The 15,955-nt window shown below is 68.3% G+C and carries 15 protein-coding genes; 10 read left to right on the forward strand and 5 right to left on the reverse strand.

Going from position 1 to position 15,955, the window contains the following annotated elements:
- Window positions 1-37: 37 nt before the first annotated feature.
- From atpD to ASF30_RS06675, 4 genes are read left to right on the forward strand one after another with little or no spacing between them, the layout of a single operon-like run.
- A complete protein-coding gene (gene atpD / locus ASF30_RS06660) occupies window positions 38-1,501 on the forward strand; it encodes a F0F1 ATP synthase subunit beta (RefSeq protein WP_055903644.1) in 1,464 nt (487 codons plus the stop codon).
- Between the two features lie 2 nt (window positions 1,502-1,503).
- Window positions 1,504-1,764 (forward strand): F0F1 ATP synthase subunit epsilon, encoded by a 261-nt coding sequence (locus ASF30_RS06665; protein WP_055903647.1) that lies wholly within the window; start codon window positions 1,504-1,506, stop codon window positions 1,762-1,764.
- Window positions 1,765-1,790: 26 nt separating this feature from the next.
- A complete protein-coding gene (locus tag ASF30_RS06670; RefSeq protein WP_235480292.1) occupies window positions 1,791-2,348 on the forward strand; it encodes an AAA family ATPase in 558 nt (185 codons plus the stop codon).
- Window positions 2,349-2,354: 6 nt separating this feature from the next.
- Window positions 2,355-3,104, forward strand: coding sequence for a YaaA family protein (locus ASF30_RS06675; protein ID WP_055903650.1), 750 nt, complete (start codon window positions 2,355-2,357; stop codon window positions 3,102-3,104).
- Window positions 3,105-3,128: 24 nt separating this feature from the next.
- On the opposite strand, the gene ASF30_RS06680 is transcribed toward ASF30_RS06675, so the two are convergent.
- Together ASF30_RS06680 and ASF30_RS06685 are read right to left on the reverse strand one after the other, a co-directional pair.
- Window positions 3,129-3,734 (reverse strand): DNA-3-methyladenine glycosylase I, encoded by a 606-nt coding sequence (locus ASF30_RS06680; RefSeq protein ID WP_327063133.1) that lies wholly within the window; start codon window positions 3,732-3,734, stop codon window positions 3,129-3,131.
- On the reverse strand, window positions 3,731-4,273 hold the full coding sequence (locus tag ASF30_RS06685; RefSeq protein ID WP_055903652.1) for a methylated-DNA--[protein]-cysteine S-methyltransferase: 543 nt from the start codon (window positions 4,271-4,273) through the stop codon (window positions 3,731-3,733). Before ASF30_RS06685 ends, ASF30_RS06680 begins: the two co-directional genes overlap by 4 nt.
- A gap of 148 nt (window positions 4,274-4,421) precedes the next feature.
- Between ASF30_RS06685 and ASF30_RS06690 the strand changes: the two genes are divergently transcribed.
- From ASF30_RS06690 to ASF30_RS06715, 6 genes are all read left to right on the forward strand, one after another.
- Window positions 4,422-5,249 carry an MBL fold metallo-hydrolase gene (locus ASF30_RS06690; RefSeq protein ID WP_055903655.1) on the forward strand — a complete coding sequence of 276 codons (828 nt, stop codon included), beginning with the start codon at window positions 4,422-4,424 and terminating at the stop codon, window positions 5,247-5,249.
- A gap of 81 nt (window positions 5,250-5,330) precedes the next feature.
- Window positions 5,331-6,314, forward strand: coding sequence for an aldo/keto reductase (locus ASF30_RS06695; protein ID WP_055903658.1), 984 nt, complete (start codon window positions 5,331-5,333; stop codon window positions 6,312-6,314).
- Between the two features lie 189 nt (window positions 6,315-6,503).
- Window positions 6,504-7,148 (forward strand): TetR/AcrR family transcriptional regulator, encoded by a 645-nt coding sequence (locus tag ASF30_RS23125; protein ID WP_082467547.1) that lies wholly within the window; start codon window positions 6,504-6,506, stop codon window positions 7,146-7,148.
- An 11-nt stretch (window positions 7,149-7,159) separates the two neighbouring features.
- Window positions 7,160-8,896, forward strand: coding sequence for an ABC transporter ATP-binding protein (locus ASF30_RS06705; RefSeq protein ID WP_055903664.1), 1,737 nt, complete (start codon window positions 7,160-7,162; stop codon window positions 8,894-8,896).
- On the forward strand, window positions 8,893-10,965 hold the full coding sequence (locus ASF30_RS06710; protein ID WP_082467548.1) for an ABC transporter ATP-binding protein: 2,073 nt from the start codon (window positions 8,893-8,895) through the stop codon (window positions 10,963-10,965). Before ASF30_RS06705 ends, ASF30_RS06710 begins: the two co-directional genes overlap by 4 nt.
- Window positions 10,966-11,193: 228 nt before the next feature.
- Window positions 11,194-12,438 (forward strand): DUF4192 domain-containing protein, encoded by a 1,245-nt coding sequence (locus tag ASF30_RS06715; protein ID WP_162240729.1) that lies wholly within the window; start codon window positions 11,194-11,196, stop codon window positions 12,436-12,438.
- Here the strand turns inward: ASF30_RS06715 and ASF30_RS06720 are convergent.
- The 3 genes from ASF30_RS06720 to ASF30_RS06730 are packed head-to-tail and all read right to left on the reverse strand — an operon-like array spanning window position 12,425 to window position 15,779.
- Entirely contained in the window at window positions 12,425-13,870 is a 1,446-nt protein-coding gene (locus ASF30_RS06720; protein WP_055903670.1) for an NAD(P)/FAD-dependent oxidoreductase, read from the reverse strand. The genes ASF30_RS06715 and ASF30_RS06720 overlap by 14 nt on opposite strands.
- A gap of 5 nt (window positions 13,871-13,875) precedes the next feature.
- Window positions 13,876-15,300 carry an aspartate aminotransferase family protein gene (locus ASF30_RS06725; RefSeq protein WP_055903673.1) on the reverse strand — a complete coding sequence of 475 codons (1,425 nt, stop codon included), beginning with the start codon at window positions 15,298-15,300 and terminating at the stop codon, window positions 13,876-13,878.
- Window positions 15,297-15,779, reverse strand: a complete 483-nt coding sequence (locus ASF30_RS06730; protein ID WP_055903676.1) for an Lrp/AsnC family transcriptional regulator — start codon at window positions 15,777-15,779, stop codon at window positions 15,297-15,299. The genes ASF30_RS06725 and ASF30_RS06730 overlap by 4 nt, the downstream gene beginning before the upstream one ends.
- Window positions 15,780-15,955: the final 176 nt, after the last annotated feature.

The raw sequence follows: 15,955 nt of genomic DNA on the forward strand, positions 1-15,955 counted from the left end.
CGAGCTTTCAGAACACGTACCCAGAAGGAAGAGAACAATGACTGACACCGCTACCGCGCCAGTCCAGGCCGAGGCCACGGGCGGCGCCGTCGGGCGCATCGCCCGCGTCACCGGCCCCGTGGTCGACATCGAGTTCCCGCACGACTCGATCCCCTCGGTCTACAACGCTCTGCAGACCACGATCACCCTCGATGGCGAGACCACCGTCCTGACGCTCGAGGTCGCCCAGCACCTCGGCGACGACGTCGTGCGCGCCATCGCCCTGAAGCCGACGGACGGCCTCGTCCGCGGCCAGGAGGTCACCGACACCGGAGCAGCCATCTCGGTGCCCGTCGGCGACGTCACCAAGGGCAAGGTCTTCAACGTCATCGGCGAGGTGCTCAACGGCGAGCCCGGCGAGACCATCGAGATCACGGAGCGCTGGCCCATCCACCGCAAGCCCCCGCGCTTCGACCAGCTGGAGTCGAAGACCCAGCTCTTCGAGACCGGCATCAAGGTCATCGACCTCCTCACCCCGTACGTGCAGGGTGGAAAGATCGGACTCTTCGGTGGTGCCGGTGTCGGCAAGACCGTCCTCATCCAGGAGATGATCCAGCGCGTCGCGCAGGACCACGGTGGTGTGTCGGTGTTCGCCGGTGTCGGTGAGCGCACCCGTGAGGGCAACGACCTCATCCACGAGATGGAGGAGGCCGGCGTCTTCGACAAGACAGCGTTGGTCTTCGGCCAGATGGACGAGCCGCCGGGAACGCGTCTGCGCGTCGCCCTCTCCGCCCTGACGATGGCGGAGTACTTCCGCGACGTGCAGAAGCAGGACGTGCTGCTCTTCATCGACAACATCTTCCGCTTCACGCAGGCCGGTTCCGAGGTCTCGACGCTGCTCGGCCGCATGCCCTCCGCCGTGGGCTACCAGCCGAACCTCGCCGACGAGATGGGCGTGCTCCAGGAGCGCATCACCTCGACGCGCGGACACTCGATCACCTCGCTGCAGGCGATCTACGTTCCCGCCGACGACTACACCGACCCGGCTCCGGCGACCACGTTCGCCCACCTCGACGCCACGACGGAGCTCTCCCGCGCCATCGCGTCGAAGGGCCTCTACCCGGCCGTCGACCCGCTGACCTCGACCTCGCGCATCCTCGACCCCCGTTACCTGGGCGAGGACCACTACCGCGTGGCCACCACGGTCAAGCAGATCCTGCAGAAGAACAAGGAACTCCAGGAGATCATCGCCATCCTCGGTGTCGACGAGCTCTCCGAAGAGGACAAGATCACCGTGTCGCGCGCACGCCGCATCGAGCAGTTCCTCTCGCAGAACACCTACATGGCGAAGAAGTTCACCGGTGTCGAGGGTTCGACGGTTCCGCTCAAGGACACGATCGAGTCGTTCGACGCTATCGCCAAGGGCGAGTTCGACCACGTGGCCGAGCAGGCGTTCTTCAACGTCGGTTCGATCAGCGACGTCGAAGAGAAGTGGGCTCAGATCCAGAAGGACAACGGCTGATCATGGCCGTTCTCAACGTCAGTCTCGTCTCGGCGGACCAGGAAGTCTGGTCCGGCGAGGCGAGCATGGTCGTCGCCAAGACGGTCGAGGGCGAGATCGGAATCCTGCCGGGTCACGAGCCGCTGCTCGCGATCCTCTCCCACGGCGAGGTGCGTCTCACGCTCCCCGGCGGCGAGAAGATCGTGGCTGACGCCTCCGATGGATTCCTCTCCGTCGAGGCGAACTCGGTCCAGATCGTCGCGCGCCGCGCTGCGCTCGTCTAGTCCGCAGAACTCCAGGGGGAGAGACGGTGTCAGACCGCCAGTTCGGTGACCTCAGCGTCGCGCAACTCGTCGTCATGGCCGGGCTTCCGGGCTCAGGCAAGTCCACGATCGCCGAGATCATCGGCGCTCGCATCGGTGCGACGGTGGTGTCCGTCGACCCGATCGAGTCGGCCATCCTCTCCGCGGGAATCGACGCCGACCAGCCGACGGGCCTGGCGGCCTACCTGGTCGCCGAGGCCATCGCCGAGTCCGTGCTCGTCGCCGGTCGCAGCGTCATCATCGACGCCGTCAACGCCGTCGAGCCGGCGCGGATGCAGTGGCGCGACCTCGCTGCCCGCACCGAGGCCGTCCTGCGCGTCATCGAGGTCGTCTGCTCCGACGAGGAGCTGCACAAGGAGCGCCTCGCCAAGCGCGTGCGCAACCTGCCCCACGTGGAGGAGCTCACTTGGCGCGCCGTGGAGCAGAGCGTCGAGGGCTACGAATCCTGGACCGGCCACAGCGCCGCGATGCCGCGCGTCACAGTCGACAGCATCGAGCCCCTCGGAGCGAACGTCGACGCTGCAGTGGCCTTCATCCACGGCTGACGTCGGGTGCTGATCCTCCTCCCGCCGTCGGAGACCAAGCGCGACGGCGGCACCGGCGCGCCCCTCGACGTCACCTCCCTTGCTTTCCCCAAGCTGGCGCCGCAACGACGGGCTCTCATCCGGGCACTCACCACCCTGGCCCGCGACCGTGAGGCGAGCGTGGCGGCTCTCAAGCTCGGCCGTACCCAGCTGGGGGAGATCGACCGCAACCGTGCCATCAGGACGTCGGCGACGATGCCGGTCATCGACCGCTACACGGGCGTCGTCTACGACGCCCTCGACGCGCGGAGCCTCGACGAGGCAGAACGTTCCTTCGCCCACGAACACGTGCGCGTGCATTCAGCGCTGCTCGGACCCGTCGCTGCGCTGGACTCTGTTCCGGCGTACAGGATGTCGCACGACTCGCGCCTGCCGGAGCTCTCGCTGAAGAAGCACTGGGGCGACGCCATCACCCGCCAACTGAAGCCCGTGGCCGGACTGGTGCTCGACCTGCGCAGCGAGGGCTATGCCAGTCTCGGACCGGCACCAGCACGTGCCGACTCGGTGTACCTGCGAGTGCTGACCGACGGGGAGGATGGCCGTCGCCGCGCCCTCAACCACTTCAACAAGCATGCCAAGGGCGCCTTCACCCGCGCGCTGATCCAGGCCGGGCACGACCTCGGGTCCGTCGCCGAGCTGCGGGAGTGGGCTGCTGCTGCCGGATGGCGGCTCGAACTCATCGATGGCAAGCCGGGCGAGCTCGCTCTCATCGTCTAGGCCGCATCGCCCAGGCCGCATCGTCTAGGCCGCGCGGAAGCATCCCTCGAGGTGGTCGTCGACCATGCCCGTGGACTGCATGAGGGCGTACATCGTCGTCGGTCCGACGAACCTGTAGCCCCGCGCGCGGAGGGCCTTGCTCATGGCCGTCGACTCCGGTGTGACGGCCGGCACGTCCGACCATAGGCGGGGACGTCCCCGCCCCTCGGCGTCGGGAGCGAATCCCCACATCAGCTCAGACAGGCTCTCGTCGAGCGCGAGGGTGGCTCGGGCGTTGCCGATCGTGGCCTCGATCTTGCCGCGGTGGCGGATGATGCCGGCATCCTGCAGCAGGCGTTCGACGTCGGGCTCTCCCATCGCGGCGACCTTCTCGGGGTCGAAGTCGTGGAAGGCGGCGCGGAAGGCCGGTCGCTTGCGGAGGATGGTGATCCACGACAGTCCGGCCTGGAATCCCTCGAGGCAGAGCTTCTCGAACAACCGCTGCTCGTCGTGCAACGGTGTTCCCCACTCCTCGTCGTGGTAGCGCCTGTACTCGGCATCGTTCGCACCCCATGAGCACCGTGCCAGGCCGTCGTCGCCGACGACGACGGTGGGAGGCACCACGGGCACGGGGGAGGAGCCGAAGCTCACGAGGCCACGGGGATGGTCAGGGTGAGGGCTGTGGGGTCGCCCACTGCTGCGTGTCCGATGCTCTCGTGATCGAGCAGCCAGACCTTCGTGGGGATGCCTTCTCCGGCGCTGAACCCCGTGATACGCCGATCGCTGGACAGCACCCTGTGGCAGCCGACGATGATGGGGACCGGATTCGCTCCGACGGCGCCCCCGATGGCGCGGCCGGAACCCGGCCGACCGATGGCGACGCCGATCTCTCCGTACGAGGTGAACTGGCCGAAGTCGAGCTGCTGGAGCTCGGCCCACACGGCCTTCTGGAACGGAGTGCCCTCGAGGCGCACCGGGAGGTCGAACTCGGTGCGCTCGCCCGCGAAGTACTCGCGGAGCTGACGCGCGGCCTCGGCGAGGATCGCTGTCGACGGGGCGTCCTCGAAGTCATGGGGGAGCGCGCCGTCGCGCTCGATCGACAGCGAGGTGATGAGCTCGCCGTCGCTGGTGATCTCGATGCGGCCGATGGGGCTGTCGACGCGCTCGATGTAGAGGGTGTCTGTGGTCATGAGTCGAATCTACCCGCGGCATCCGACGCCATCTCGCGGGAAACGGACATCGCGGAGGAACCTCATCCGGCACCGGCCTGGGGAGGAGGGCCGAGCGAGCTCGCACCGACCTGGCGCGACTGGCGGATCCGGTCCGTAGGATCGAGCCATGCCGCACTGGAACGAGATCGCCGACGGTCTGCTCGTCGCACGCTACGAGCCGCTCGACATCTCCGTGACGGTGGTGCGCGGCAGCAACGGCCTGCTGCTCGTCGACACCCGCTGCAATCCGCGGGAGGCCGCTGAGGTCGCCGCGGACGTTGCGGCGCTCGGCATCGGCGACATCCGTTGGGTGGTCGACACTCACGCGCACTACGACCACACCTTCGGCAACCAGGTGTTCGCCGAGGCCGCGACGATCATCGGCCACAGTGGCATCCCCGCGCACTTCGCCGAGTTCGAGGGTCCGCGTCTCGCGGCCTGGGCGGCTGATCCCGCTGCAGCACCGCAGTACGACTGGACCGACGTCGTGCTCACCCCTCCGCACGTCCTCGTCGTCGACGAGCACCTCCTCGACCTCGGCGACCGCACAGTGCGGATCATCGCGCTCGGTGCCGGTCACACCGACACCGACGTGGTGGTGCACGTTCCCGACGCCTCCGCCTGGATCGTCGGCGACGTCATCGAGGAATCCGGTCCGCCGATGTACGGCTCGGGCTCGTTCCCCCTCCACTGGCCGCAGGTGCTCGCCGACCTGGCGGCTCGCATGGGCGAGCACGACCTCGTCGTGCCGGGGCACGGCGCCGTGGTCGATCCGGCCTTCGTTCACGAGCAGGCGCACCGGCTCGGCGCCATCGCCGACGCCATCACCGTCGGCTTCGCCCACCGCGAACCCGTGGAGTACGTGGCCGAGCGTGCAGCCGGAGCCGCGCGGATGCCGCTCGAGATGGTGGAACCCGCGGTGATTCGCGGGTACACGCAGCTGGCTGCATCCTGAACCCCGCGTCCTGAACCGCGCGTCAGTTTTCCGAACCCGGCGGGCAGGCCCCGACGAGCCCCCGACGCCTAGGCTGGAGACATGGCGTCGATCGAATACCGCACCCTCGGAGACTCCGGCCTCGTCGTGTCGACCGTGGGACTCGGCTGCAACAACTTCGGGCGTTCCGGCACGGCGAGCGAGGGTCAGGCCGGAACATCGGCGGTCATCGACGCCGCCATCGACGCCGGCGTGACCCTCTTCGACACCGCCGACATCTACGGCGCTGAGCGCGGGCTCAGCGAGACCCTCATGGGCCACGCCCTGCGCGGTGGCAAGCGCGAGAGGATCGTGCTCGCCACGAAGTTCGGCATGGACATGGGCGGCCTCAACGGACCGGACTGGAACGCACGGGGTTCGCGCCGGTACATCCGCCTCGCCGTCGAGGCGAGCCTGCGTCGCCTGCAGACCGACTGGATCGACCTCTACCAACTGCACCAGCCCGACCCGAGCACGCCGATCGAGGAGACCCTCTCCACCCTCGACGACCTGGTCACAGAGGGCAAGATCCGCTACATCGGCTCGTCCAACCTCTCGGGCTGGCAGATCGCCGAAGCAGAGTTCACCGCGCGCATCGGCTCGCACCCGCGATTCATCTCGAGCCAGAACGAGTACAGCCTGCTCGAGCGGTCGGCCGAGGCTGAGGTGCTCCCGGCGGTCGAACACTTCGGCCTCGGGTTCCTGCCCTGGTTCCCGCTCTACAACGGCCTCCTGACCGGCAAGTTCACCCGCGAGGGCGGACCGGAGGACAGCCGCATCATGCGCATCCGCAAGCACCTCGCCGACTCGGCACCGTGGGGGACCATGGACCGCTACCAGGAGTTCTGCTCCGAACGCGGCATCACGATGCTGGAGGCCACCTTCGGCTGGATGCTCGCCCGCCCGGCCCTGACCAGTGTGATCGCCGGAGCGACCCGCCCCGAGCAGATCGTCCAGAACGCCGAGGCGGCCACGTCGTGGCAGCCGTCGACCGAGGAACTGGCGCAGATCTCGGCCCTGTTCGATCCGGCGGCGCTGCAGTCCTGAGCACCGGGTGTCCAGCGCCGCCCATCGAGCGCTGAGCGCCGCGATCCGAGCTCCGAGCACCGAGCACCGAGCACGGATGCGCTGACGACGCGCACCGACGGGCATCCTGTCCCGGCATCCGCGGCCCGTTCTCTGCCGGCGAACGGATGAGGCTTCTGAGTGAGCGCTCACTCAGTTAGGATCTCCTGCATGACGGAGAAACCGAGCAGGGCCAAGCCGCTCTCGCGCGACGAGCGGAGGGCCGCCATCATGGACGCCATCCTGCCCCTGCTGCTCGAGCACGGCCGGGCCGTGACGAGCAGGCAGATCGCCGAGGCGGCCGGCGTCGCCGAGGGCACCGTGTACTCGGTCTTCGACGACAAGGAGGCGCTCATCGACGCCGCCGTCGAGCGGCACATGGAGCTCACCTCGATCGTCGAGGCCATCTCGACCATCCCCGGCGACCTCTCGCTCGACTCCACCATCGAGGCGATCGTCGAACTGGTGCAGCACCGGGTGCGTGAGATGTTCACGCTCATGGCGGCCATAGGCTTCGGTCCGCCCGACCGGCACAAGGCCAGGCGGATCGGGCAGCCCGACGAGGATCCCGTGATCCCGCGCGTGGTCGCCCTGCTCGAACCGCACCGCGCCGAGCTGCGCGTGGCGCCCCGTCGGGCCGCGAACCTCATCCGCCTCACCACCCTCTCGATGACGCATCCGATCCTGTCCGAGGGGGAGGTCTTCACGGCGCGCGACATCGCCGATCTCCTCCTGCACGGCATCACGGTCGGCCACAGACCCGAGACGACGGCTCCAGCGGCCGTCGCCACCAGTTCCCCACTCACCACCGCGTAGAAAGCGCCGCCATGCTCCTCCGTCTGCTCTCGCAGTACCTGAAGCCGTACTGGCTCCTCCTGTCGGGCGTCATCGTGTTCCAGTTCCTGCAATCGATGGCCTCGCTCTACCTCCCGACCCTCAACGCCGACATCATCGACCAAGGTGTGGCGACCGGCGACACCGCCTACATCCTGTCGACGGGCGGGTGGATGCTCATCGTCACGCTCGCGCAGGTGGCATGCTCGATCGCCGCGGTCTACTTCGGCGCCAGGGCGGCCATGGCGGTCGGGCGCGACCTGCGCCGCGGCGTGTTCCGCCAGGTCGGCGCGTTCTCGGAACGCGAGGTGTCGAAGTTCGGGGCACCGTCGCTGATCACGCGTTCGACGAACGACGTGCAGCAGGTGCAGATGCTGGTGCTGATGACCTGCACCATGCTGGTCTCAGCCCCCATCCTCGCCATCGGCGGCGTGATCATGGCCATGCGCCAGGACCTCCAGCTCTCCTGGCTCATCGCCATCAGCGTTCCCGTGCTGCTCATCGCTGTCGGCCTGATCGTCACCAGGATGGTTCCGCTGTTCCGGGTGATGCAGAAGCGCATCGACCGGGTGAACCTGGTGCTGCGTGAGCAGCTCACGGGCATCAGGGTCATCCGTGCCTTCGTGCGCGAACCCGTGGAGACCGCTCGATTCGAGACCGCCAACGCCGAGATCACCGACACGGCCACGCGCGCCGGCAGGCTGATGGTGCTGATGTTCCCCATCGTCATGGCCGTGCTCAACGTCTCCAGCGTCGCCGTGCTCTGGTTCGGCGCCTTCCGCGTGGAGGACGGCTCCATGCAGGTCGGCACTCTGATGGCCTTCCTGCAGTACCTCATGCAGATCCTCATGGCCGTCATGATGGCCACCTTCATGGCCGTGATGATCCCGCGGGCCTCGGTCTCGGCCGATCGCATCTCCGAGGTGCTCGACACCGCCTCCAGCGTCGTGGCGTCGCAGCATCCGGTCACCGAACTCTCCGCGCACAGCGCCATCGAGCTCGACGACGTCTCGTTCTCCTATCCCGGCGCCGAGCAGCCCGTGCTGCACGGGCTCACCTTCCTGGTGGAGCCCGGAACCATCACGGCGGTGATCGGCAGCACGGGATCGGGCAAGACCACACTGGTCAACCTGCTGCCCAGGCTCTTCGATGCGACCGAGGGCACCGTGCGCATCGACGGCGTCGACGTGCGCGATCTCGATCCCGACCTGCTGTGGAGCCGCATCGGACTCGTTCCGCAGAAGCCGTACCTGTTCTCGGGCACGGTCGCATCCAACCTGCGCTACGGAAAGCCGGATGCCACCGACGAGGAGCTCTGGCACGCCCTCGAGGTCGCGCAGGCCCGCGGTTTCGTCGAGCGGATGACCGGCGGCCTCGAGGCGGCCATCACCCAGGGCGGCACGAACGTCTCCGGCGGCCAGCGGCAACGACTGGCCATAGCCAGGGCCCTCGTCAAACGGCCGGAGATCTACATCTTCGACGACTCGTTCTCGGCACTCGACGTGGCGACAGACGCCAGGCTGCGACGGGCCCTGCGTGACGACATCGGCGACGCGTCGATGTTCGTGGTCGCCCAGCGCGTGACCAGCATCATCGATGCCGACCAGATCCTGGTGCTGGAGGACGGCGTGATCGTCGACCGCGGCACCCACTCCGAACTTCTCGAGACATCACCCACCTACGAGGAGATCGTGTCGAGCCAGCTCAGCGCCGAGGAGGCAGCAGCATGACCGAGCGCAACGACAGCACCCGCGCGACCGGCCCGTCGGAGGTGGAGCGCATCCCCGTCGACGTGCAGGTCGAGTTCGCCGAGGAGGAATCGGCGGCCCCGGCTGCCGTGACGCCGCCCACCCGCGGGCCCGGCTCCGGGCGCGGACCGTTCGGCGGTGGGGCGGGCATGCCGGCGGAGAAGGCCATGGCCTTCGGCCCGTCGGCCAAGCGCCTGATCGCGCGCCTGGCGCCCGAGCGGGTCCCGGTGATCACGGTCACCATCCTCGCCATCATCGGCGTGATCTTCAGCGTCCTCGGCCCGAAGCTGCTCGGCGAGGGCACGAACATCATCTTCGAGGGCGTGGTGTCCTCGCAGATGCCGGCCGGCGCGACGAAGGCGCAGGTCGTCGACCAGCTGCGGGCATCCGGCAACACCCAGCAGGCCGACATGGTCAGCGCCATGCACCTGGTTCCCGGACAGGGGATCGACTTCTCGGCCCTCGGGATGGTGCTGCTGGGCGTGCTCGTGCTCTACCTCCTGTCGAGCCTGTTCATGTGGCTGCAGGGCTATGTGCTGAACGGCGCCATCCAGCGCACGATCTACCGTCTCCGCGGCGACGTCGAGGACAAGATCAACAGGCTCCCGCTCAAGTACTTCGACGGGATGCAGCGCGGCGAGGTGCTGAGCCGGGTGACGAACGACATGGACAACGTGTCGCAGACCCTGCAGCAGACGCTCAGCCAGATGCTCACCAGCATCCTGACCGTGATCGGCGTCGTGGTGATGATGTTCACCATCTCGCCGCTGCTCGCCCTCGTCGCCCTGGTGACGATCCCGCTCACGGCTCTCATCACAGTCGTGATCGCGCGGCGCTCGCAGAAGCTGTTCGTCGCGCAGTGGAAGCACACGGGCGAACTCAACGCCCGCATCGAGGAGACCTTCACGGGTCACTCGCTGGTGAAGGTCTTCGGTCGCCAGCGCGAGGTCGACGTGCAGTTCGATGCCAAGAACGACGAGCTCTACACCGCCAGCTTCGGCGCCCAGTTCGTCTCCGGCATCATCATGCCGGCGATGATGTTCGTCGGGAACCTCGTCTACGTGGCCATCGCCGTGGTCGGCGGCCTCATGGTCGCCGGCGGCACGATGCGCCTCGGCGACGTGCAGGCTTTCATCCAGTACTCCCGGCAGTTCACCCAGCCGCTCAGCCAACTGGGCTCGATGGCGAACCTGCTGCAGTCGGGCGTCGCGTCGGCCGAGCGCATCTTCACCCTGCTCGACGCCGATGAGCAGGAGCCCGACCCCGTTGATGCCGTGACGACGACGGATGCCGACGACGCCGGCGGAGCGCGCCTGGCCTTCGAGCACGTGTCGTTCCGCTACGTGGAGGACAAGCCCCTCATCGAGGACATGAACTTGGTGGCCGAGCCCGGCTCCACCGTCGCCATCGTCGGTCCGACAGGCGCCGGCAAGACGACGCTGGTGAACCTGATCATGCGCTTCTACGAGCTCGACTCGGGGCGCATCACCCTGAACGGCGTCGACACCGCCCTCATGACGCGCGACGACCTGCGCGGACGGATCGGTATGGTGCTGCAGGACACCTGGCTGTTCGGCGGCACCATTCGGGAGAACATCGCCTACGGACGGCCAGACGCCACGGAGGACGAGATCCTCGCCGCAGCCGTCGCGACGTACGTCGACCGCTTCGTGCACTCCCTGCCCGACGGCTACGACACCGTGCTGGACGACGAGGCCGGCAACATCTCGAGTGGCGAGCGCCAGCTCATCACCATCGCCCGCGCCTTCCTGGCGGCTCCGTCGATCCTCATCCTCGACGAGGCGACGAGCTCGGTCGACACCCGCACCGAGGTGCTCGTGCAGAAGGCCATGTCGGCGCTGCGCAGCAATCGCACCAGCTTCGTGATCGCACACCGGCTGTCGACCATCCGCGATGCCGACGTGATCCTCGTGATGGAGAACGGCTCGATCGTGGAACAGGGCTCGCACGTCGACCTGCTGAAGGCCCAGGGCGCCTACTACAGGCTGTACAACGCGCAGTTCGAGGCGCCGGTGGAGCAGGAGGCCTAGGCACGGGCCCGAGCGCGGAGGTCCACGTTTTGCGTCCAGCGCCCGCCGTGTGAAGGCATCCGGTCATCCGTGTGAAGGCATCGGCGGGGCCTGCCCGGTGATTCCGGGGCAGACCTCCTCCGGATGCCTTCACACGGTGGTTCTGCACAGGGGAGGCGGTGGCATCCGTCGCTCCACAGATCTCGAGAGACCCCGCCGTGCGCGCACTGCCGGGCGCACGCTCGAGGCATGCCAACAGTGATCACGGCCGACGCCGGCCACGACTTCCTCGCCCTCCTGCCGCGGCTCACCGGCTACCAGCCACGCAACAGCGTCGTGATGGTCGCCTTCCGCGGCACGCGCACCTGCGGTGCCATCCGTTTCGACCTTCCCGGTGCAGCTCCACTGGCGGTACTGAGGCGATTCGCGACCTCGATGATCGGCATGCTCTGCAAGATTCCCGAGGTCGACGCCGTCGTTCCCGTCGCCTACACAGACGAGTGCTTCGGTGCGACGGATGCCGTTCCGCAGGCTCTCTTCATGGATGTCCTGGTGCACCGGGCCGAGATCAGCGGCTTCCATGTGCGCGATTCGCTGTGCGTGGCCGCCGACGGGTGGGCCTCCTACCTCGATCCGGAGCTGCCGCCCGGCGGACGTCCGCTCGGCGACATCGAGGGATCGGCCGTCAACGCGCTCGCCGACCGCGAGGGGATGGAGGTGCGCGGCGACGTCGGCGGCGACACCGAGCTGCCCGTCGTCGATCTCGCGCGCTCGGAGGGTGTCGCGCAACGCCTGCGGAGGTTGCGCGACGAGCCGGCGTCCGGCGGTCCTGTGGCAGCCGGCGCCTACGAGCTCGCCGACCTCGCGCTGCCGGAGTTCCTCGAGTACCTGCTGGCGCACCGACCGGACTCGCTCTCTCCCGAGATCATCGCATCAGCGCTGTGGGTGCTGGAGCGACCGGTGTTCCGCGACATCGCGATCCTGCAGTGGGCGTTCGGGCGCGAGATCGGCCTGCAGGCGCTCGACGACCAGTTGCGCTGGACCGGCGCGGCGACGATCGAGGAGACCGGAACCGGACTGCTGCTCTGGGGCGAGGGGCCACGACCGGATCCCGACCGCATCGATGCTGCGATGGCGCTGCTCGGGCAGCTCGCCGCCTGCGCGCCGCTGTCGGCCAGGGTCGCGCCGCTCACCATGCTGGCCTGGCTGTGCTGGGCTCTCGGCCAGAGTTCCCGAGCCGCAGTCTTCATCACGGCCGCCCTCGCCATCGACCCCGACTACGGACTGGCGTCGCTCATCAGGGCCATGATCGACGGCGGACGGTTGCCGGAGTGGGCGTTCGAGGTGCCCATCGTCGACGAGTCGACTGTGCGCCGCGCTGGCGGCGAGCCGTCGAGCGCACGGATCGGCCCCGCGATCGGTCGTTCGACGAGTGGCCGTTCGACGAGTGGCTGTTCGACGACCGACCGCCAGACGAACGTCAGTGGCCGGTGAGCGGGCCGATGAGCTTCGCCGCCAGCGACGGGCGCCGCGTCAGGCGCTGCTCGATGTCGGCGACCTCCATGCCCAGGAGCCCGAGGTTCGCGCCGGCGAAGCGCAGCGGTTCGGGCTCCCAGAGCGGCGAGCGGTGGTTCACCCACGGCAGACTGGTGAGTTCCGTCGTCTCCTCGCGGATGAGGTCGCTGAGGGTGCGGCCGGCCAGGTTCGTGGTCGAGAGCCCGTCGCCGACGTAGCCGCCGGCGAAGGCGACTCCGGTTCTGGCGTTGTAGCTCGCCGTGGCGTGCCAGTCGCGGGGGACTCCGAGCGGGCCACCCCAGCGATGGGTCACCTGTGCCTCCGCGGCCTGCGGGAACAGGTCGACGAGGGTGTCGCGCAGGTGCGTGAAGACCCTGTCGACCCTGTCGTAGTCGGGGCTGATGCGGCTGCCCCAGTGGTAGCGCGCTCCGCGCCCGCCGAAGGCGAAGCGATTGTCGGCCGTGCGCTGACCGTAGACGAGGAGGTGGCGGTAGTCGGTGAAGGTCTGCCCGTGCTCGATGCCGATCTCATCCCATACGGCATCCGACAGCGGCTCGGTCGCGATCATGAGCGAGTACAGCGGGAGCACCCGGCGACCGACCCGCGGCAGCTCCGCCCCATAGCCCTCGACGGCGATGACGACGGTCGGCGCGATCACCGTGCCGTCGAACTGCTCGCCCGCGGCATCCGTCGACGTGAATCGAACGCGATGGGCGGCCCAGTCGTCGACCTCGGTGCCCTCGAAGATGTCGACGCCGAGCTCCTCGACGACGCGAGCCAGGCCACGCACCAGCTTGGCGGGGTGCACGCGGGCGCAGGCGGGATCGAAGGACGCCCCGAACGCACCGGCCTGCCGGGAATCCGGAGCCGCGCGCAGGGCCGTCGCGCCGAAGCGCGCACGCACGGTAGCGGTGCCCCAGTAGGCGAGAGCGTCGACACCGACCTGGCGAGCCTCGGCGACCTCCGCCCGTGCGGCGGCGTCCTGCACGGCGTCGCGGGCGAACGCCACGGTGCCGCCCTTGACGTAGTCGCAGTCGATGCCCTCGGATGCCGCGACCCGGCCGACCTCGTCGACGGTGTCGATCATCGCCCGACGCATCGCCGTGGCGGCGTCGCGGCCGTGAGCACGCTCGAGCGATGCGGCGGAACGCGGGAACAGGGCCGAGCACCAGCCCCCGTTGCGCCCGGAGGCTCCGAAGCCGGCGATGTGCTTCTCGAGCACGGCGATGCGCAGGGCGGGGTCCGCCTTCGCGAGGTAGTAGGCCGTCCACAGTCCGGTGAGCCCGCCACCGACGATGCACACGTCGTAGCGGGCGTCCCGGCGGAGCCCCGGACGCGGCACGAGGGTGTCGGTCCCGGACTCCACGAGGGAATCGAACCAGAAGCTCAGCTCCCGGTGGTCGGCCGGCATCCGGCTCAGAGCCGGGTCCAGGCTTCGCTGAGCACGCCGCGCAGGATGCCGGTGATCTCGGCGAACTCCGCTGGTCCCGTGGTGAGCGGGGGAGCGAGCTGCACGACGGGGTCGCCGCGGTCGTCGGCCCGGCAGTACAGGCCGGCGTCGAAGAGCGCCTTCGAGAGGAAGCCGCGCAGCAGACGCTCGGACTCGTCGTCGTCGAAGGTCTCCTTCGTGGCCTTGTCCTTCACGAGCTCGATTCCGAAGAAGTACCCGTCGCCGCGCACGTCGCCGACGATCGGCAGGTCGAGGAGTGTCTCGAGCTCGGCCCGGAACAGCGGCGAGTTCTCGCGCACCCGCTCGTTGAGCCCCTCCTCCTCGAAGATGTCGAGGTTCGCCAGCGCCACGGCGGCCGACACCGGGTGCCCGCCGAAGGTGTAGCCGTGGTAGAACGCCGTGTCGCCGTGACGGAACGGCTCGTAGATGCGGTCGCTGATGATCGTCGCGCCGATGGGGGAGTATCCGCTCGTCATGCCCTTGGCGCAGGTGATCATGTCGGGTACATAGCCGTACTCGTCGCAGGCGAACATATGGCCGATGCGTCCGAAGGCGCAGATCACCTCGTCGCTGACGAGAAGCACCTCGTACTTGTCGCAGATCTCCCGCACGCGCTGGAAGTATCCGGGAGGCGGGGGGAAGCATCCGCCCGAGTTCTGCACGGGCTCGAGGAAGACCGCAGCGACGGTGTCAGGTCCTTCGAACTGGATCATCTCCTCGATGCGGTTGGCCGCCCAGACGCCGAACTGCTCCTGCGGGTCCACGCCCGAGTCGACGGCGATGAAGCCGGCCTCGTCGGCACGGTAGTAGTTGGTGTTCGGCACGCGGAATCCGCCCGGGGTGAGCGGCTCGAACATCGCCTTCATCGCCGGGATGCCGGTGATGGCCAGGGCGCCCTGCGGCGTGCCGTGGTAGGCGACGGCACGGGAGATCACCTTGTGCTTGGTGGGCTTGCCCTGCAGCTTCCAGTAGTACTTGGCCAGCTTGAAGGCCGTCTCGACGGCCTCGCCGCCGCCGGTGGAGAAGAACACCCGGTTGAGGTCGCCCGGGGCGTAGTCGGCGAGCCTGTCGGCGAGTTCAATGGCCGACGGATGCGCGTACGACCAGATCGGGAAGAACGCCAGCTCCTCGGCCTGCTTGGCGGCGACCTCGGCGAGGCGCTTGCGGCCGTGGCCGGCGTTGACGACGAAGAGACCGGACAGTGCGTCGATGTACTGCTTGCCCTTCGAGTCCCAGATGTGGTGGCCCTGCCCGCGCGTGATGATCGGCACGCCGGACTCCTCGAGGGTCGACTGCCGGGAGAAGTGCATCCAGAGGTGGTCCTTGGCCTTCTGCTGCAGGTCGGCCTCGTCATAGCCGGTCGGTGCTGACGTGGAGGTGTTAAGTGTCATCGTGTTCCCCAGTTGTAGAGCTGTTTGTGGAGTTTGAGATAGACGAAGGTCTCGGTGCTGAGCACCCCTTCGAGACTGCGGATCCTCGAGTTCAGAAGGGATATCAGCTCCTCGTCGTTCTCGCACACCACTTCGACCAGGATGTCGAAGCTCCCCGCGGTGAGAACGACGTAGTCGACCTCGGGAAGCGCGGCCAGTCTGTCTGCCAGGTCACGGGTGTCGCCCGATGCACGGACACCCACCATGGCCTGCCTGTAGAACCCGAGCTGCATCGGGTCGGTGACGGCGACCACCTGCATGACGCCCGAATCCGTGAGTTTCTGCACCCGCTGGCGTACGGCAGCCTCGCTGAGCCCCACGGCCTTGCCGATCTCGGCGTAGGAGCGCCGGCCATCGGTCTGCAGCTGCTCGATGATCGCCTTGGAGACGTCGTCGAGGTGCATGGGCTTCGGCGGCGTCGCACGGGGCTGGGTGCTCATTGCTCGATTCTGGCAGTGCAGTGGGGTAACGGCAAGGGAATCCGTCGATATGCCCGAGAGTTGCTGCGGATTCCATGCTTCAGCGTGGATCCGCCGGGAAACCGACCGCTAGCATGGCCCCATGAGCATGCGCGCGCGGGTGACTGTCGTCGTCGACGACCGTCGGACGGGGCGCT

Source organism: Leifsonia sp. Leaf264, assembly GCF_001422325.1.
Taxonomy (GTDB): Bacteria; Actinomycetota; Actinomycetes; order Actinomycetales; family Microbacteriaceae; genus Orlajensenia.